Below are 17,895 nucleotides of genomic sequence, written 5' to 3'. Positions count from 1 at the left end.
CGCCGCCCTCCGGAAACACCTTTGCCGCCGGGCGTTTTCGCCGCTCGGAGCGTCACCGGGACGGGCTTTTCCAGGACTCCGGGCAGGTGGGCACATACCCGGCCATAGGGTCCCGACGCTCACCCGTACGTGTGATGAAACTTCGCTGGTCGGCACCCCGTACGTGTGCATCGTCCCGCGGGCCCGCCGCCCGTGCCGCCCGTCGCCCGACGGCACGGGGGGCGGGCCCGTCTCAGTGCCGCCGGTCGGCGGGGGCCGTCATCCGTGCCGCGGAGGCGATCGTCGAGCGGGCCTCCCGTTCGGTCAGGCCCGTGCGGACGGCGGCCTGGACGAGCCGGTCGGTCAGCTGGGGGCCGATGCCGTTCTCGTGGGCGCGGCAGGCGGCCCAGAAGAGGCGGGTGTTGCGCTGGCCCTCGTGGGCGGCGAGGACGAACTGGACCAGTCCCTGCCCCTGTCCCTGTCCCGGTCCCTGCCCCTGTCGCCCGGCCGTGGAGGGGCCGGGGTGGTGGGTGCGGGGCGGGGGCAGGAGCAGGCGCAGGAGTTCGGACGGGCAGGGCGCGGGCGCGAGCCGGGAGGTGCCGGGGGCCGTCTCGTACACGCCGTGTCCGGTCCGTGAGCCGGGGCCGACGAGATAGCCGCCCGCGCCGCGGATGTCGATGCCGGGGGCGAGCCGGCTCGCGGAGTTGGGGACCACGACGTCCGGCGGTCCGCTCAGCCACAGGTGGCGTCCGCCGCTGGGGGTCAGGACGACGACCGTGTCCGGGATCGTGAAGAGGTGGCGCAGGGCCAGCTCGCGCAGGGCCACCGAGGAGTCCGTACCGGACTTGGTGTCGAGGTCGACGCCGATGAGGTGGTGCGGGTGCAGCCCGCAGGCGATGCCGTAGCCGGTGGCCCAGGGGGCGGCGGCGAACAGTTCGCGGATGCGCCGGGGATCGGTCGAGGCGTCGTACACGCCGTGCCCGAAGCGGCCGCATTCGCCGTGGCAGGGGAGGGGGTCGGGGTCGTCACGGTGGGGGGAGCGCAGGGCCGGGAGCTTCGTGCGGGACAGCGGGATCACCGCGAGTCCGCGCTCGGCCGCGGACAGGGCATGGGCCAGGGCCAGAGTGGTGGCCCGCCGGTCGATGGTGGCCATGTCTCCATGCTCGTACGGATGTTCGAGAAAAGGAAGGGTGCCGCGGGCGTGCGGGAGCGCCGGACGGGTGATCCGCGGAACCGGCCGAAAAGGTGCCGGAGCGCTTCGGCCGTTGCGGCGCCCGGGTCCGGTGGCCGGCGGGAGGCTGAGCGGGGGCTTCGCGGGTCATGAGGGGGTTTATCGACATGTCATCACGCTTGAGGGGGATTCACGCCTTCCGGGGTGGTTCGCCGGGGCGCCGTGGGCAACTCTGGACCCGCGACGTCGTGGACAGTCCGGGGCGGCGGGCCAACCGCCCCGGAACAAGCCGTACTTCCCGCACGGCCCGGCTCACCGCCGGTGCGTACGACCGGTTCTGGAGGAACTCGCATGGCAAGCATCCGTACCGCCCGCGCCCTCGCCGCCGCTCGGCGGCAGGCGATCGGCTCCGGGGACCCGGGCCGCGGCAGCGCCGCCCGGCCGGACGGTTCCGTGTTCGCGGCCGTCCGACGGGGGGACGTCGACGTCGGCTTCGTCGGGCCCTGGTGAGCCGGAGGCGGGGGCCGAGGGGCTTGGGGGCCGGGGGTCGGGGGGTGTGGGGGCGGGTGGGCGCTCCCGGGGGGTTCACGGCGTCCGTGCGACGGTGCTCCGGCGCCGTCGCACGGACGTGTCCGCGGGGGCGGGGAGGGGCGCGGCGGTACCCGGCCCGGCGTCGAGGGGGCGGTCCGGGCGGGGTGTCCACGACCTTGACAGGCGACGGTATCTGACGGACAGTCAGAAAACCTTGTTCGTACGAGGTCCGGGAGGGCCGCCGCCGTGCACCTCGCCCCCACCGAGCGCCAGCAACGGCTGCGCGCCGAGCTCCGCACGTACTTCCGGGACCTGATGCCGGACGGCCCGCCACCGGCCACCGACCCAGCGGGACAGCGGGCGCTGCTGCGCCGCATCGGGGCCGACGGTCTGCTCGGTCTCGGCTGGCCGGCCGCGTACGGGGGACAGGGGCGCGGAGCGGACGAGCAGTTCGTCTTCTTCGACGAGGCGTACCGGGCCGGTGCGCCCGTCTCGATGGTCACGCTGAACACCGTCGGGCCGACCCTCATGAAGTACGGCAGCGAGGAGCAGAAGGACTTCTTCCTGCCGCGCATCCTGAAGGGCGACCTCGTCTTCGCCATCGGGTACTCGGAGCCGGCGGCCGGCACGGACCTCGCCTCGCTGCGCACGCGCGCCGTCCGGGAGGCCGGGGGGACCGCGGGACCGGCCCGCGCGGGGACCGGTCCCGGTGCGGCGGACGACGGGACCGGCACCGACGACGGGACCGGCACCGGGGGCGGGCACTGGCGGATCGACGGACAGAAGATCTTCACCTCCAACGCCCAGAACGCCGACTGGATCTGGCTCGCCTGCCGGACCGACCCGGACGCGCCGAAACACCGGGGCATCTCGATCCTGCTCGTCCCCACCGACGCGCCCGGCTTCTCGTGGACACCGATCGAGACGGTGGGCGGCCAGACCACCACGGCGACCTACTACGACGGGATCCGCGTTCCGGCCGGGAACCTGGTCGGCGAGGAGAACGCCGGCTGGGAACTCGTCACCAGCCAGCTCAACCACGAGCGGGTGGCCCTGGCCGCGATCGGCATGCAGGCCGAGGACTTCTACGCGGCCGCCCTGGAGGCGGCCCGCACCCCCGACCCGGTGACCGGGCGGCGCCGGGCCGACGAACCGTGGGTGCGTCTCAGGCTCGCCGAGGCGCACGCCCGGCTGGCGGCGTCACGCCTGCTCAGCTGGCGTCTGGTGGGGGACCTGGGATCCGGCGGGCCGGCGCCCGGGGACGCGAGCGGCGTGAAGGTCGCGGGGACCGAGTCCGCGGTCGCGGTGTACCGGATGTGCCAGCACGTCGTCGGAGCGGAGGCCCTGGTCCGCTCCGGCTCGCCGGGCGCGTTCGGGGGAGGCGGACTGGAGCGGATGAACCGGGCGGCGCAGATCAACACGTTCGGGGGCGGGGTGAGCGAGGTGCAGCGGGAGATCGTCGCGACGATGCGGCTCGGCATGAGGAGGGGGCGGCGGTGAGCGGGCGGGAAGCGGGTGCGGCCGCCCGCGACGGAGACGTGCGGGACACCGCCCCGGCCGGCACCGGCGCGGACGACGGGGACGAGCTGTCGGAACGCCTGCGGAAGTACCAGGGGCGCCCGGCCACCGTCGGGGGCGTGGGCAGGGACCTGGTCAACGCGCCGATGATCCGGCACTGGTGCGAGGCCATGGGGGACACCAACCCGGCGTACGAGGGGCCGGACGCCGTGGCCCCGCCCACCATGCTCCAGGCGTGGACGATGAGCGGCCTCTCCGGGCACACCGACCGCCCCGGCCGCTCCGGGACCTACGACGAGCTGTTCGCCCTGCTCGACGGCGCCGGGTACACCTCGATCGTCGCCACCGACTGCGAACAGGAGTACCTGCGCCCGCTGCGCCCCGGGGACGAGATCACCTTCGACTCGATGATCGAGTCCGTGTCCGGGCGCAAGACGACCAAGCTGGGCACCGGGTACTTCGTCACCACACGGATGGACATCCGGGCGGGGGGAGAACTCGCCGGGACGCACAGGTTCCGCATCCTCAAGTACCGCCCGGCGCGCCGGAGTCCGGGGGCCGGCGAGGCGCCCCGGGACGCGTCGGGCACCGCGCGGACCGGGAACGCCGGGGCGGGAGCCCGACGCCCGCGGCCGGTGGTCAACCGGGACAACTCCGGTTTCTGGGAGGGCGTCGGGCGGCACCGGCTGCTGATCCAGCGCTGCGCGGACTGCGGGGCGCTGAGGTTCCCCTGGCTGCCGGGGTGCGGCGCGTGCGGCTGCCCGGACTGGGACACGGTCGAGTCCTGCGGCGAGGGGACCGTGTACTCGTACGTCGTCATGCACCACCCCCCGTTCCCGGCCTTCGACCCGCCCTACGCCGTCGCCCTGATCGAGCTGGCCGAGGGCGTGCGGATCGTGAGCAACGTGGTGGGGGTCCCGCCCGGCGAGGTGCGGATCGGGATGCCGGTGCGGCTCGAGTTCCGGCGGTACGACGAGGAGCTGGAGCTGCCGGTCTTCCGCGCCGCGCGGCGGGCCGGCACCGGTCCGGGCGGGGAGGGCTGACATGGACTTCACGCCCACCGAGGAGCAGGCGGCCGCCGCGGAGCTGGCCGCGCGGATCTTCGGCGACCTCTCCACCCACGAGCGGCTCACCGCCGCCGGCACCGGCAGCGACGCCGGGCTGTGGAAGGAACTGTGCTCCGCCGGGCTGGTGGCCGCGGTCGCGGACACCGGGCTCCTCGGCCTCGTGCTGCTGCTGGAGGAACAGGGGCGCACCACGGCGCAGGTGCCGTTCGCCGTGAGCTGTGTGTACGGACTGCTCGCGCTGACGGCGCACGGTTCGCCGGAGCAGCGCGAGCGGCTGCTGCCGGGGATCGCCGACGGGACGGTGGTGGTGACCGGAGCGGTGCCGGGCCCGGGCGTCCGGTCCGTCTCCGGTGCCCTGACCGGTGTCCTTCCCGCCGTGCCCTGGCTGCGTGACGCCACCCATGTGCTCGTCGCCGACGACCGGCGCGAGCTCTGGCTGGTCCGCGTGGCGGAGGCGGCGGCGAGCGAGCCGGTCGAGCTCACGGCGCCCTGGTCGGCGGGGCGCCTGACGCTGGAGGGGACGCCGGGCGAGGCGCTGGGCGGCCCGGGAGCGTACGAGGACCTGCTGGCCACGGCCCGTACCGCCTTCGCCGGACTGCAGGCCGGGGTGTGCGCGGGGTCGCTGGCGCGGGCGGTGGAGCACACGAACGCGCGCGAGCAGTTCGGGCGGCCGCTCGCCGCCCGGCAGGGCGTCCAGCTGCGGGCCGCCGACGCGTACATGGACACCGAGGCGATACGGGTGACGGCGTACGAGGCCGCGTGGCGGCGCGACGAGGGGCTGCCGTACGTGACGCACGCCCTGACGGCGGCCTGGTGGGCGTCGGAGGCCGGGCAGCGGGTGGTGCACACGGGCCAGCACCTGCACGGCGGGGCGGGCGCGGACCTCGAACACCCCGTCCACCGGCATTTCCTGTGGGGCCGTCAGCTGGACGCGTACCTGGGAGGCGGAGGCGAAGTGCTGCAGGAACTGGGGGAGGCGATCGTGAACGGGGAGCCGATCGTGAACGGGGAGGCGGGGACATGAGGGCGGGCGAAGCACTGCCGCCGCTGGAGATCGAGATCACCCGCACGCTGATCGTGGCCGGGGCGATCGCCTCACGGGACTACCAGGACGTGCACCACGACGCGGACCTGGCGCGGGCCAAGGGATCGCCGGACATCTTCATGAACATCCTGACGACCAACGGACTGGTCGGGCGGTACGTGACCGACCACTTCGGCCCGGACGCCGTGCTGCGCCGGGTGGCGATACGGCTGGGCGCCCCCAACCACCCCGGGGACACCATGGTGCTGACCGGCTCGGTCGAGGAGGTCGACGGCGACACGGCCACGGTGCGGATCCTCGGCACCAACGGCATCGGCCGGCACGTCACGGGCACGGTGACGGTGACGGTCCCGGCCGGGGCTCCCGCTCCCGGAGCGGCGCCCGCCCCGGACCCCGCTCCCGCCGGGCCCCGGTCCGAAGGCGGTGGCGCATGAGCGTGCGCGGGCGGGACGGCCTCGGCGGACGGGCGGCGATCGTCGGCATCGGGGCCACCGAGTTCTCCAAGGACTCGGGGCGCAGCGAACTGCGGCTGGCGGTGGAGGCGGTGCGGGCCGCGCTCGACGACGCGGGGCTGACGCCCGGTGACGTGGACGGTCTGGTGACGTTCACGATGGACACCAGCCCGGAGATCACCGTCGCCCAGGCGGCCGGCATCGGGGAGCTGTCGTTCTTCTCGCGCGTCCACTACGGCGGCGGGGCGGCCTGCGCGACCGTCCAGCAGGCGGCGCTCGCGGTGGCGGCCGGGGTGGCCGAGGTCGTGGTCTGCTACCGGGCGTTCAACGAGCGCTCCGGCCGTAGGTTCGGCGCGGGCGTGCAGCGGCGGGAGCCGTCCGCGGAGGGCGTGGCGCTGGGCTGGGTCCTGCCGTTCGGGCTGCTCACCCCGGCCTCCTGGGTGGCGATGGCGGCCCAGCGGTACCTGCACGCCCACGGACTGACACCCGAGGCGTTCGGCCACGTCGCGGTGGTGGACCGCAGGCACGCGGCGACGAACCCGGCGGCGTACTTCCACGGCAGGCCGATCACGCTCGCCGAGCACGCGGCCTCGCGGTGGATCGTGGAGCCGCTGCGGCTGCTGGACTGCTGCCAGGAGACCGACGGCGGCCAGGCCCTGGTGGTCACCTCCGTGGAGCGGGCCCGCGACCTGCGGCGCTCCCCCGCGGTGATCACGGCCGCCGCCCAGGGCGCGGGCCGGGCGCAGGAGCAGATGACCGGCTTCTACCGGGACGGTCTGACCGGGCTCCCGGAGATGGGCGTGGTGGCCCGGCAGCTGTGGCGGACGGCGGGGATGGGCCCGGCGGAGATCGACGTGGGGATCCTGTACGACCACTTCACGCCGTTCGTGCTGATGCAGCTGGAGGAGTTCGGGTTCTGCGCGCCGGGTCAGGCCGCGGACTTCGTCGCCGAGGAGAGGCTGCCGCTGAACACCCACGGGGGACAGCTCGGGGAGGCGTACCTGCACGGCATGAACGGGATAGCGGAGGGCGTGCGGCAGCTGCGGGGCACGTCCGTGAACCAGACGGCGGGCGCCGAGCGCGTCCTGGTGACCGCGGGAACCGGGGTTCCGACATCGGGCCTGATCCTCGGGACCGACGCCTGAGACCACCGCCACCACGCATCACCCGCAGTCGGCATCAGGAGGAAGGGGCCGTGCCGGTACATCGATGCCCGTCGCCACTGACGTTCACGCCTCACCCGACGGCGACGGGCTGATGCACCGGCACGGCCCCGACCCCCCCACCGGAGCGACACCGTCCCCGGCGGCCGCGTCTCAGGGGCGAACCCTCAGACGCGACGGCACGCTTGTCCACCTTCAGGAGGTGGGACCGGCCCCGTCTCTACAACCTGAGGCGGACACCGCTTCGGGACCTGCGGCCGATCCGCCGGACGAGGGGGCGAACCTAGCGTGGAGCCATGACCACACCCGTCTGCACGAGCGCCTCGGACGCCGCCACAAGGGGGGCGCGGACCCGTTCGTACCCGTCGTTCTCGTCGTACGTGAAGGCGCGGCAGCCGGTGCTGCTGCGCACCGCCCGGTCACTCACCGCGAACCCGAGCGACGCGGAGGACCTGCTGCAGACGGCGCTGACGAAGACGTACGTCGCCTGGGACCGGATCGAGGACCACCGGGCGCTGGACGGCTATGTGCGGCGCGCCCTGCTGAACACGCGCACGTCGCAGTGGCGCAAGCGCAAGGTCGACGAGTTCGTCTGCGACGAGCTGCCGGAGCCGGAGGGGCTGCCCGCCGCCGACCCCGCCGAGCAGCAGGCGCTGCACGACGCGATGTGGCGGGCGATCACGAAGCTGCCGGCGCGGCAGCGGGCGATGGTGGTGCTGCGCTACTACGAGGACCTGAGCGAGGCCCAGACGGCGGAGGTCCTCGGGGTCTCCGTGGGCACGGTCAAGTCGGCGGTCTCCCGTGCGCTGGGCAAACTGCGCGAGGACCCCGAGCTGATCCCCGTCCGCCACGAAGGCTCCCGGCCGGAGCCCGAGCGGGCCCTGAGGTGATCGATCATTCCTGGGCCTAGTGACATACCAAGCGGTATGTGCGCAGAATCAGCGCAACCCATTACTACCGCGTAGGCAATGTCGCCCCGGGAGGACGCCGTGCTGAGCACGATGCAGGACGTACCGCTGACTGTGACCCGCATTCTGGAGCACGGGGCGCTGGTGCACGGAGACTCGCAGATCACGACCTGGACGGGTGAGGCGGAACCGCACCGCCGCAGCTTCCGCGAGGCCGGGCGGCGCGCGAACCAGCTGGCCCACGCCCTGCGCGACGACCTCGGGGTGACGGGCGACGAGCGGGTCGCGACCCTCATGTGGAACAACGCCGAGCACGTCGAGGCGTACTACGCGATCCCCTCCATGGGCGCCGTGCTGCACACCCTGAACCTCCGCCTCCCGGCCGAGCAGCTCGTCTTCATCGTCAACCACGCCGCCGACCGCGTGATCATCGCCAACGGATCGCTGCTCCCGCTGCTGGCACCGCTCCTCCCCCACCTTCCGACGGTGGAGCACGTGGTGGTCTCGGGCCCCGGCGACCGCTCGCCGCTCGACGGGGCGGGCGTGCGGGTGCACGACTACGAGGAGCTCATCGCCGGGAAGCCGACGGTCTACGACTGGCCGGAGATCGACGAGCGGCAGGCCGCGGCCATGTGCTACACCTCCGGGACCACCGGGGACCCCAAGGGCGTCGTCTACTCCCACCGTTCGATCTACCTGCACTCCATGCAGGTGAACATGGCCCAGTCCATGGGCCTCACGGACCGGGACACGACCCTCGTCGTGGTGCCGCAGTTCCACGTCAACGCCTGGGGCCTGCCCCACGCGACCTTCATGTCGGGCATCAACATGCTGATGCCCGACCGCTTCCTCCAGCCCGCTCCGCTCGCGGAGATGATCGAGTCCGAGCGGCCGACGCACGCCGCCGCCGTCCCGACCATCTGGCAGGGACTGCTCGCCGAGCTGACCGCCAAGCCCCGTGACGTCTCCTCCCTCACCCAGGTGACGATCGGCGGCTCGGCCTGTCCGCCCTCGCTCATGGCCGCCTTCGACGACCTGGGCATGCACGTCTGTCACGCCTGGGGCATGACCGAGACCTCCCCGCTCGGCACCATCGCCCGCCCGCCGGCCCACGCGGTGGGCACGGACGAGGAGTTCGCCTACCGCCTCACCCAGGGCCGTTTCCCGGCGGGCGTCGAGGCCCGCCTCACCGGCCCCGGCGGCGAACGGCTCCCGTGGGACGGCGAGTCCGCCGGCGAGCTGGAGGTCCGGGGCCCGTGGATCGCCGGCGCCTACTACGGCGGCAGCGACGGGGAACCGCTGCGTCCCGCCGACAAGTTCAGCGAGGACGGCTGGCTCAAGACCGGGGACGTCGGCACGATCAGCCCCGACGGCTTCCTGACCCTCACCGACCGGGCCAAGGACGTCATCAAGTCGGGCGGCGAGTGGATCTCCTCGGTCGACCTGGAGAACGCCCTCATGTCCCACCCGGACGTGACCGAGGCCGCGGTCGTGGCCGTCCCCGACGAGAAGTGGGGCGAGCGCCCGCTGGCCACCGTCGTCCTGAAGGAGGGCTCCACCGCCGACTTCGAGTCGCTGCGCGCCTTCCTCGCCGACGAGGGCAAGATCGCCAAGTGGCAGCTCCCCGAGCGCTGGTCGATCGTCGAGGCCGTCCCGAAGACGAGCGTCGGCAAGTTCGACAAGAAGGTCATCCGCAAGAAGTACGCGGAGGGGGCCCTGGACGTGACCAAGCTCTGACCCACGGACGACGCGCGTGAGCCGGGCGGGGAGCCTCGAAACTCCCCGCCCGGCTCACGCGCGCTTCACGGACGTACGGACCCGCAGGACGTACGTACGGACCCCAGGACGCGAGGACGTACGTACGGACCGGGAGGACGCGCCGTACGGCCCTAGTTGGTACCGATGCGGGCCAGCAGGTCGACGATCCGCTCCTGGACCTCGTCGCTCGTGGAGCGTTCGGCGAGGAACAGCACCGACTCCCCCGCGGCCAGCCGCGGCAGTTCGGACGGGTCGACGGCGGCGGTGTAGACGACGAGCGGGGTGCGGTTCAACTGCCCGTTCGCGCGCAGCCAGTCGACGATCCCGGCCTGCCGGCGCCGTACCTGCAGCAGGTCCATCACCACGAGGTTGGGCCGCATCTGCGCGGCCAGGGTGACCGCGTCCTCGTCCGTCGAGGCGCGCGCGACCTGCATCCCGCGCTTCTCCAGCGTCGCCGTCAGCGCGAGCGCGATCTCCGCGTGCTCCTCGATGAGCAGGACGCGCGGCGGGTGCTGCTCGGAGTCGCGGGGCGCGAGCGCCTTGAGCAGCACCGCGGGGTCGGCGCCGTACGCCGCCTCGCGCGTGGCCTGTCCGAGTCCGGCCGTCACCAGGACGGGAACCTCGGCCGCGACGGCGGCCTGGCGCAGCGACTGCAGCGCCGTGCGGGTGATCGGTCCGGTCAGCGGGTCGACGAACAGCGCGGCGGGGAACGCGGCGATCTGCGCGTCGACCTCCTCGCGCGAGTTCACGACGACCGGCCGGTAGCCACGGTCGCTCAGCGCCTGCTGGGTGCCGGCGTCGGGCGCCGGCCACACGAGCAGCCGCCGCGGGTTGTCCAGCGGCTCCGGGGGCAGCTCGTCGTCCACGGGCCGCGGGTGCGGCTGGTCGGAGACCTCGACGGCACCACCGGGACCGTCGAGCGGCTCGGGGCCCTCGGCGGCGTTCTCGTCCGGCGCGCCTATCGCGTACGACCGGCCGGCGCCCTCGGTGGTGCCGGGCCGCCGGGGTCCGGCACCCGGCTGGGCACCTCCCGGAAGGGCGCGCGCGGCCGTCTCCGTGCGTTCGGCGGCGGGCTCGGGCGGAGTACCGAGCTTGCGGCGGCGGCCCCCGCCGTTCGTCGCGTGCGGGGGAGGCGTCGGGCTCTGGACACCTCCGCCCGGCCGGTCCGCGACCTGGCGGGCGAACGGGACGCCCTGGCCGAGCGTGCGCACGCTTATGGCACGGCTCTGCGCCGAGTCGGGGTCGGCCGGGGCGATGGCGGGCGTCGCCTCGGCGGGCAGCGGCTGGGCGACCCGCGCGGCCGGGCGCTCCGGGGGGAGCGGGGCGGGGGCCGCCGAGTTCGCCGCCGGGAGCGCGGGCTGCGCGCCGGTGGTGTTCGCTTCGGGCCAGGGCTGGACCGGGGCGGGCGCGGCGCCCGGCAGCGCCGCCTCCGGGGCGGCACCCGGCTGCGCCGCGGCGGCGGGCAGGCCCGCGGGCACCGGCTGACCGGCGGCCGGGACCACCTGCGCGGGAAGTCCCTGCGCCGGGACCGGCTGTCCGAGCGCGGGCACAGGCTGTGCGGGGACCGGCTGCGCGGGGACGCCCTGCGCGGGGACCGGCTGTCCGAGCGCGGGCACAGGCTGTGCGGGGACGCCCTGCGCGGGGACCGGCTGTCCGGGAACGCCCGGTGCCGGGAGAGCCTGCCCGGGTGCGCCGGCCGCCGCCGCGGGAGCCGGTTCCGCGAGCTGACGGGCGCGTCGGCGGCCCGTCGGGGCGGAGGCCGGGTGCGGCTGCGGCGGGGTGTGATCGTCGTCGGGGTCGTGCAGCATCGCGTCATGGCGGCCCTCGGCCTGCCGGTCCGGCGCGACCTGGGCCTGGACCTGGGCCTGCGCCTCCTGGGCGGCCTGTTCCCGCGCGGCCTGGACCTCGGCGGCGTGGGCCTCGGCCGCCTGGACCTGGGCGGCCTGCACCTGCGCCGCGGCCTGGACGTACTCCGGCGACTGGTCCGCCTCCGCCGGAGGCAGCGCGAACACCGTACGGGCGCCCGTCTCCTGCTCGGCGGCACGCTCGGCCGCCGCGGCGAGCGCACGGCGGCGCCGCCCGGTCGGCCGGCCGGCCTCGTCGGCGGTGCCGTCGTCCTCGTCGGGACCGTGGTCCGGTGCCGTCGCGGCGGGTGCCGCCGGCAGCGCGTTCTGCTCGCCGTCCCGGCGCGCGCGCCGTCCGGAGGGCACCGGTACCGGCACCCCCTGCGGAGGCACCGCCGGCCCCAGCCCGGATCCCACGGCCGCGGTCCCCGCCCCGTGCTCGCCCGCCATCACGACCGCGCCCTCGGCGACCCCGCCGGGCGTGTCCTGGGCAGGGGCCTCACCCGCGCCCTCGGCGGGGCTGGGCCGGCCACGGCGTCGTCCGGTGCCGCCGGAGCCGTCCTCGGTGCCTTCGCCCGGCTGCTCCTGCGCGGCCGGCGGCTCGCCCGCCGTCTGCTCCTCGACGGCACGCCGGCGACGGCGCCCCGTGGGAGCCGCCGCGCCGGCCGCCTCGACGGCGTTCGGAGCGGACTCGCCCGACTCCTCGCCCTCCAGGAAGGCGTCCGTGGAGGCCCGCCGGGCCCGCCGCCTGCCACCGCTCTGCTGCAGGGCCTGCCGCGGGTCCTGCTCGGGAAGGGCGATCTCGGCGCCGACGGGTGTCACGGCCTCGAGCGGGACCGCGCCCGCCCCGCCCCCGATGGGCACCTCCAGGACGTACGCGCTGCCGCTCATCCCCGGCACCTCGTGCGTCTGGAGCACACCGCCGTGCGCGCGCACGATCCCGCGCACGATCGGCTCGTGCACCGGGTCTCCCCCGGCGTACGGCCCGCGCACCTCGATGCGCACGACCTCGCCGCGCTGCGCCGCCGCCACGACGACCGTGTTGTCCATGTAACCGCCCGCCGACACCGGCGCGTTGCCGGTCGCGTCGACTCCCGCGACGTCCGCGACGAGGTGGGCGAGGGCGCGCGCGAGACGCCCCGGGTCGACCTCGGCCTCGATGGGCGGCGCGTGCACGGCGAACTGGACGCGTCCGGGCCCGATCAGCTCGATGGCACCCTCGACACCGGCCGCGACCACGGCGTCCAGCATCACGTTCGTACGGAAGATCGTGTCGATGCCCGCGTCCAGGCGCTGGTAGCCGAGGACGTTGTCGACGAGCGTCGTGATGCGCGAGTAGCCGGCCGAGAGGTGGTGGAGGACCTGGTTGGCCTCGGGCCACAGCTGGCCCGCGTCGTCGGCGGCGAGCTTGGCGAGTTCGCCGCGCAGCTGGTCGAGGGGGCCCCGCAGGGAGTGGCCGAGGACGGCGAGCAGCTGCTCGTGCCGGGCGGCCAGCGCCTCGTAACGGTCCTTCTCGCGCTCGCCGAGCGCCGCGTACCGCTCCTCGCCGGCGGCGAGTTCCTCCTCGTGCCCCTCGGTCAGCTCGGTGAGCTCGGCGGTGTGCCGCTCGCGCAGCTTCGCCAGCTCGGCGGCGTGCTCCTCGCCGAGCCGTTCCAGCTCCTCGGCGTGCCGGGTGGCGGCGGCCTCCTTCTCCTCGACCAGGGCGTCGTACGGCCGCCGGTCGGTGAAGGTCATGACGGCGCCGACGAGCTGGTCCCCGTCGCGCACCGGAGAGGTCGTCAGGTCGACGGGCACCTTGTCCCCGGACTTCGACCACAGCACCTGCCCGCGCACCCGGTGCTTGCGCCCGGAGCGCAGGGTGTCGGCGAGCGGCGACTCCGTGTAGGGGAAGGGTTCGCCGTCCGCCCGCGAGTGCAGGACGAGGGTGTGCAGTTCCCTGCCGCCGAGATCGCTGGCCCGGTATCCGAGGATCTGGGCGGCGGCGGGGTTGACGAGGACGACCCGCCCGTCGGTGTCCGTCCCGACGACGCCCTCGGCCGCCGCGCGCAGGATCATCTCGGTCTGGCGCTGCGAACGCGCGAGCTCGGCCTCGGTGTCGACGGTGCCCGACAGGTCGCGCACGACGAGCATGAGCAGCTCGTCGGGGAGGGGACCGTAGTTGTCGTAGGCCTGCTGGCCGCTCTCCAGGTTCGCGCTGGTGACCTCGACCGGGAACTCCGAGCCGTCGGTCCGCCGCGCGACCATCCGGGTCGGCTTGGTCCGCCCGCGCTCGTCGGTGGTGTCGGGGCGCCGCATGGAGCCGGGGATCAGCTTGGAGTCGAACTCGGGAAGCAGATCGAGCAGCCCGCGACCCACCAGGGCCGTGCCCGGGGTCTCGAAGGCCTCCAGGGCGATCGTGTTGGCGTTGACGACGGTCCCGTTGGCGTTGACCAGGACCAGCGCATCGGGCAGCGCGTCCAGTATGGCTGCGAGGCGAGCAGCGCCTCGGGATGGCCTGCTGCTCACGAGACGCTTCCTCCCTGTTACCGCACCTTGCCGACCGCGGGGGCCATCTTGCCAACCGGCCCGCGGCGTGTCACGCGAGGGAGTCTACGGGCAGAGGTTGCGCTCGCGATGCCGGATGAGAGGGAGGTCGCACACATATGAGACGCAGAACCGGCGGAGAACCTGTGACCACGCATTTCACCGTGCGGAACCGTGAGAGCACTGTGAGATCACCGTGACTTCGCCGTGTCCTCGCCGCTTCCGCGCTAGGGGCGGGCGCCGGGCAGGACGGGCTCCAGGGCGTTCCAGCGCGAGATCTCGCACCCGTTCGAGCGGTCGTAGCGGGCGTCGACGGGGCGTCCCGCCCAGGTACCCGTGACGTGCGCGGTGGCCGGACCCCCGTAGACCATCGTGCACATGCTGTCCGGCGGCACCGGGGCGAAGGTGTCCTTGCCCCAGGTGGTCATCCGGTCGAGCCGGGCGCAGGCCTCCGCCGCGTGCGGATGGGTGCCGCCCGCGGGGTGGCACTCCAGCTCGAACGTCCCGTCCGCGCCGTCGCCCGCGCCGTGGACGGTCACGGTGAGCCGGTCGGCGGAGTCGTCGGGGCGGGCCGGCGGGGGCATGAGGGCCGGCAGGGCGGCGCGGTACGCGGCGGCGGACAGCGGCGACGACGGTCCGCCGGTGAACGCCGCGAAGGGTCCGGAGGGTCCGGAGGGGGACACCACGGGCACGAGGGAGACCCCCGGGGCGCCGGAGGGGGTGCCGGCGGCGGTGGCGGCGGGCACGGAGGAGAGCGCGGCGGTGGCTGACACGGCGGCGGTGAGGAGCAGTCGGCGCAACATGACCTGCTTAACGCGGCGAGACCCACCCGGTTGCGCACCCGCGGGGGCTTTGCAGTGCGGCGCATCTGCCTAGTACCGTGGGAGGCGATTGGTGACGCGGTGCTCGTCTGTGTCATCATCTGCACGCACCACTCGCGTTCGCGTGAGGGGTTGTGCGGGAGGCGTCGCCTAGTCCGGTCTATGGCGCCGCACTGCTAATGCGGTTTGGGACTTCAATCCCATCGAGGGTTCAAATCCCTCCGCCTCCGCCCGAAGATCCGAAACCCCGGTCCACTGGACCGGGGTTTCGGCGTTCCCGGGGTCCACGAGGACCGCCGCCCCCACCTGCCCTCGACCGGCCCGCGATCACCCTGAAGGACGTTTTCGCAGGTCACAAGGGGTGGGGGGAATGGATTTCACATGGCGGCGGCAGTCATGTAATGTTCTTCCTGTCGCCGCGAGCGGGGCAAAAGCCCGGGGAGCGAAGACAGAAGAGAAAAACAGAACAAGCACTCGTAGCTTAACGGATAGAGCATCTGACTACGGATCAGAAGGTTGCAGGTTCGAATCCTGCCGAGTGCACAGCACACCAGAGGCCCCGTGGAGAGATCCACGGGGCCTCTGGCTTTTGTGTCGACGGGGGTGATGGCCGGCGGCCGGGTTCGGGAGCGGGTCGGCGGCGCCGGTAAATCTTGGCATGGACCTGATCTTCCTGGGAGGATTCCTGTTCATGGACACCAGGGGCGGGGATGCACCACGGCAGGACACGGACCGTGGCAGGGCGGTGGAGTTCGTCTACCGGCCGACGGCCGAGGACTTCGAGGAGGCCCTCCGCGCACGGGCCCGTCGGTCACCGGCGGGCCGGGTCCAGTTCCTCATGGCGCCGCTGACGGCGACAGTCGCCGTGTCCGTCTTCTCGACCCTCCACGACGCCTCGCCGCCCGTGTGGATCGCCACGCTGGTGCTCTCCGTGGCGGCCACGTCCTGGGGCGCCGTACGAGGGCTGCGCACCACGGCCCGCCGGATGTTCGGCGTCATGGAGTCGTCGTACGGGCAGTGCCGCATGGTGGCCGACGAGCGGGGCGCGGTCATCACCGGCGAGCGGGCGTCCCACACCACCGAGTGGACGGCGCACCGGGAGTATCTGGAGACACCCGGGCTCTTCGTGCTGCTGAGCGGTGACCGCGCGGCCGGAATCGCGGTACTGCCCATGAGGGGTGCCCAGGACCCCGCCGACGTGGACCGGCTTCGGGCGATCCTGGACCGGAACCTGAAACGGCTTTAGCCGGCAGCCGGTCCTTTCGCCGAACGGCTCGCCCGGTCCCGCGGGTCAGAAGGACACGGGTTCGAGCCCTGCCGGGCGCGCACGGATCGAAGGCCCCGCCGGTCGGACCGGCGGGGCCTTCGGCGTGAGTGGGCGGGATCAACGCCCCGGGGGCCGTGAGCCGTTCGGCGGGGTGGTGTCCGGGTCGTGCCGGCCCGGGAAGGGCGGGCTCAGCTCCGCGGGGAGTCCGGGACCCACCGCGGGGACGAACCGGCGTACCGGTAGAGCGGGAGCCCGGCGATGCCGGCGGTGCGGAAGGGGCGGCCGTGGTCGTCGATCCGGGTGGTGCCGGTGCTGCCCTGCGAGGACCAGTCGAGATCGAGGTACCAGTCGCACGCGCAGTGCTCGGTCCGTGCCTTGACCAGCAGCACCTCCGGGTCCTCCACGGAGATCCGGTAGGGGAGGCGCCGCGCCGGCAGGACCGTGTCCCCCTTGCGTCCGGACACGGCGTGGGGGATGGGGGTGTGCTTGTCGAGACTCACCTCGAACGACCTGGGCTTGATGCCTCCGCCGCAGCCCAGGGACGTGTCGTAGACGAAGGCCCCGCCGGTCGGGGCCGCGGCGCGGCGCACGACCCGCACGTGCAGGGCCTCCAGGACGACGGCCGCCGAGGTGCGCCCCTGCACCGCCACGCGCACGATCGTCTCCCCGCCGTGCACCGCGTCCTGGGCGTTCGCCCACACCTCCGCGTCCTCGGCGACCGGCGGCGGTGGGACCTGCCGCGGGGGCTTGTCGATGATGTAGTCGTGGCCGCAGTCCTCTTCCCACATGTGGGAGTTCACGGTCCAGGTGAAGGGGACGGCCGGGGCGGACGACGGTGCCGGGGAGCCGGTGGGTGACGCCGACGTGCCGCGGTGCGGTGAGGCCGCGCCGCCGGGCGAGCCCGGGGAGAGGACGTCCGGGAACCCGGGGAACCCCGAGATCGCCGAGAGCCCCGCGGCGGTCAGGAGGAGCACGGTGCCCAGGACCGCGGACACGACGGCCGGACGGCGCCGGTACCAGGCGCGGGAGGGCCGCTCGCCGACGGCTCCGGCCGCGGCGCCCGGTGCGGGAGGCGTGTCCTGGGCGGTTCGCGCGGCCGCCGTGTCCGCCGTGTCCGGTGCGTCCCGTAGGGGTGGTGCGTCCGGCGAGGCCGGTGCGGGTGGTGCGTCCGGCGCGGGCGACGTCGAGGGCGCGGGTGCCGGGCGGGGCGCGGTCGTGGCACCCGGCTCCGGGGTTCCGCCGTGCTCCTCCGTGCCGCCCGCCGGGACGGCGGGTTCACCCGCGGGCACGGCTCGCGGCGGGGTCGCGGACGGCCGCGGCCGGGCGGCGGCCGGGCGGGACCGTCGCCGCTCCGCGACCGCCAGGATCCACAGGCGGTGCAACTCCACGCGCTCCTGGGGCGAGGCCCGGCACAGCACGGCGAACCTCTCCACCACGGCGAAGTCCAGCGGTACCGCCTCGCCCGCGCAATAGCGGTGCAGCGTGGAGGCGTTCATGTCCAGGCGCCGGGCGAGAGCCGCGTAGCTGCGGTCCGTACGGGCCTTGAGGCGCGCCAGCAGCTCCGCGAACCTCGTCACGTCGTCGTCGGCCGCGGCCATGGCCCGTGCCCACCTTCGCTCGCACTTCGCCGTCCCGCCCCGGAACGGCATCCCAGTCACTTCATTTCCTTGCACGTCAACAGCCCTGGGACGGTTCCACCGTTGCGGATCGGACGGCAGTGATTGCCGCGGTCCCCCAGGGTCGCCGATGCTCCTGGTGTCGCTCCCAGCGGTACGGCCCCACCGGCCGACCTGTTCAGGCGAGCGGCATCCACACCACCGACCCGTCCACAGGGACACCCATGCCCGG

Annotated in this window: 13 protein-coding genes and 2 tRNA genes; 11 read left to right on the top strand and 4 right to left on the bottom strand. The window is 74.2% G+C overall.

The annotated features are described in order from the left end of the window. Positions 1 to 232 precede the first annotated feature (232 nt). The gene (locus ACICHK_RS19820) at positions 233 to 1,132 is read right to left on the bottom strand and encodes a bifunctional DNA primase/polymerase (protein WP_406837955.1); all 900 of its coding nucleotides are present in this window, start codon (positions 1,130 to 1,132) and stop codon (positions 233 to 235) included. Positions 1,133 to 1,501: 369 nt separating this feature from the next. Here ACICHK_RS19820 and ACICHK_RS19815 point away from each other — a divergent pair, with 369 nt between their 5' ends. The 8 genes from ACICHK_RS19815 (at position 1,502) to ACICHK_RS19780 (ending at position 9,571) form a co-directional block, all read left to right on the top strand. After that, a complete protein-coding gene (locus ACICHK_RS19815) occupies positions 1,502 to 1,660 on the top strand; it encodes a hypothetical protein (RefSeq protein ID WP_406837954.1) in 159 nt (52 codons plus the stop codon). Positions 1,661 to 1,927: 267 nt separating this feature from the next. Next, complete coding sequence (locus ACICHK_RS19810) at positions 1,928 to 3,181, top strand: acyl-CoA dehydrogenase family protein (protein WP_406837953.1); 1,254 nt, start codon at positions 1,928 to 1,930, stop codon at positions 3,179 to 3,181. A 38-nt stretch (positions 3,182 to 3,219) separates the two neighbouring features. Continuing rightward, positions 3,220 to 4,242 carry a bifunctional MaoC family dehydratase N-terminal/OB-fold nucleic acid binding domain-containing protein gene (locus ACICHK_RS19805; protein WP_406841269.1) on the top strand — a complete coding sequence of 341 codons (1,023 nt, stop codon included), beginning with the start codon at positions 3,220 to 3,222 and terminating at the stop codon, positions 4,240 to 4,242. A 1-nt stretch (position 4,243) separates the two neighbouring features. After that, positions 4,244 to 5,290: an acyl-CoA dehydrogenase family protein gene (locus tag ACICHK_RS19800; RefSeq protein ID WP_406837952.1), complete on the top strand. Its 1,047-nt coding sequence runs from the start codon at positions 4,244 to 4,246 to the stop codon at positions 5,288 to 5,290. Then, entirely contained in the window at positions 5,287 to 5,745 is a 459-nt protein-coding gene (locus tag ACICHK_RS19795; protein WP_151470962.1) for a MaoC family dehydratase, read from the top strand. The genes ACICHK_RS19800 and ACICHK_RS19795 overlap by 4 nt, the downstream gene beginning before the upstream one ends. Beyond that, a complete protein-coding gene (locus ACICHK_RS19790; RefSeq protein WP_406837951.1) occupies positions 5,742 to 6,908 on the top strand; it encodes a lipid-transfer protein in 1,167 nt (388 codons plus the stop codon). Before ACICHK_RS19795 ends, ACICHK_RS19790 begins: the two co-directional genes overlap by 4 nt. 314 nt (positions 6,909 to 7,222) lie before the next feature. Next, positions 7,223 to 7,816, top strand: coding sequence for a SigE family RNA polymerase sigma factor (locus ACICHK_RS19785; protein ID WP_151470960.1), 594 nt, complete (start codon positions 7,223 to 7,225; stop codon positions 7,814 to 7,816). Positions 7,817 to 7,894: 78 nt separating this feature from the next. Further along, positions 7,895 to 9,571: a long-chain fatty acid--CoA ligase gene (locus tag ACICHK_RS19780; RefSeq protein ID WP_151470959.1), complete on the top strand. Its 1,677-nt coding sequence runs from the start codon at positions 7,895 to 7,897 to the stop codon at positions 9,569 to 9,571. Positions 9,572 to 9,723: 152 nt separating this feature from the next. Here the strand turns inward: ACICHK_RS19780 and ACICHK_RS19775 are convergent, their stop codons facing one another. Both ACICHK_RS19775 and ACICHK_RS19770 read right to left on the bottom strand, forming a co-directional pair. Then, complete coding sequence (locus tag ACICHK_RS19775) at positions 9,724 to 13,941, bottom strand: PAS domain-containing protein (RefSeq protein ID WP_406837950.1); 4,218 nt, start codon at positions 13,939 to 13,941, stop codon at positions 9,724 to 9,726. A gap of 245 nt (positions 13,942 to 14,186) precedes the next feature. Beyond that, positions 14,187 to 14,762 (bottom strand): SSI family serine proteinase inhibitor, encoded by a 576-nt coding sequence (locus tag ACICHK_RS19770; protein ID WP_406837949.1) that lies wholly within the window; start codon positions 14,760 to 14,762, stop codon positions 14,187 to 14,189. Positions 14,763 to 14,919: 157 nt separating this feature from the next. On the opposite strand from ACICHK_RS19770, the gene ACICHK_RS19765 reads away from it, so the two are divergent. From ACICHK_RS19765 to ACICHK_RS19755, 3 genes are all read left to right on the top strand, one after another. Then, a tRNA-Ser gene (locus ACICHK_RS19765) sits at positions 14,920 to 15,010 on the top strand. 240 nt (positions 15,011 to 15,250) lie between these two features. Then, a tRNA-Arg gene (locus tag ACICHK_RS19760) sits at positions 15,251 to 15,323 on the top strand. Positions 15,324 to 15,438: 115 nt separating this feature from the next. Next, positions 15,439 to 16,026, top strand: a complete 588-nt coding sequence (locus ACICHK_RS19755) for a hypothetical protein (protein ID WP_406837948.1) — start codon at positions 15,439 to 15,441, stop codon at positions 16,024 to 16,026. A 209-nt stretch (positions 16,027 to 16,235) separates the two neighbouring features. On the opposite strand, the gene ACICHK_RS19750 is transcribed toward ACICHK_RS19755, so the two are convergent. Beyond that, positions 16,236 to 17,645, bottom strand: a complete 1,410-nt coding sequence (locus tag ACICHK_RS19750; RefSeq protein WP_406837947.1) for a helix-turn-helix domain-containing protein — start codon at positions 17,643 to 17,645, stop codon at positions 16,236 to 16,238. Between the last annotated feature and the right edge of the window lie 250 nt (positions 17,646 to 17,895).

The sequence above is a fragment of the Streptomyces sp. AHU1 genome (assembly GCF_045343905.1).
Taxonomy (GTDB): Bacteria; Actinomycetota; Actinomycetes; order Streptomycetales; family Streptomycetaceae; genus Streptomyces; species Streptomyces triticiradicis.
Note: the sequence above shows the minus strand (reverse complement) of the source record. Positions and strands in the feature narration are given on the sequence as shown.

Excerpts from the sequence above, each read along its gene's own strand:
- ACICHK_RS19820 (WP_406837955.1), bottom strand. The coding sequence starts at position 1,132 with ATGGCCACCATCGACCGGCGGGCCACCACTCTGGCCCTGGCCCATGCC.
- ACICHK_RS19815 (WP_406837954.1), top strand. The coding sequence starts at position 1,502 with ATGGCAAGCATCCGTACCGCCCGCGCCCTCGCCGCCGCTCGGCGGCAG.
- ACICHK_RS19800 (WP_406837952.1), top strand. The coding sequence starts at position 4,244 with ATGGACTTCACGCCCACCGAGGAGCAGGCGGCCGCCGCGGAGCTGGCC.
- ACICHK_RS19795 (WP_151470962.1), top strand. The coding sequence starts at position 5,287 with ATGAGGGCGGGCGAAGCACTGCCGCCGCTGGAGATCGAGATCACCCGC.
- ACICHK_RS19790 (WP_406837951.1), top strand. The coding sequence starts at position 5,742 with ATGAGCGTGCGCGGGCGGGACGGCCTCGGCGGACGGGCGGCGATCGTC.
- ACICHK_RS19785 (WP_151470960.1), top strand. The coding sequence starts at position 7,223 with ATGACCACACCCGTCTGCACGAGCGCCTCGGACGCCGCCACAAGGGGG.
- ACICHK_RS19780 (WP_151470959.1), top strand. The coding sequence starts at position 7,895 with ATGTCGCCCCGGGAGGACGCCGTGCTGAGCACGATGCAGGACGTACCG.
- ACICHK_RS19770 (WP_406837949.1), bottom strand. The coding sequence starts at position 14,762 with ATGTTGCGCCGACTGCTCCTCACCGCCGCCGTGTCAGCCACCGCCGCG.
- ACICHK_RS19755 (WP_406837948.1), top strand. The coding sequence starts at position 15,439 with ATGGACCTGATCTTCCTGGGAGGATTCCTGTTCATGGACACCAGGGGC.
- ACICHK_RS19750 (WP_406837947.1), bottom strand. The coding sequence starts at position 17,645 with ATGGCCGCGGCCGACGACGACGTGACGAGGTTCGCGGAGCTGCTGGCG.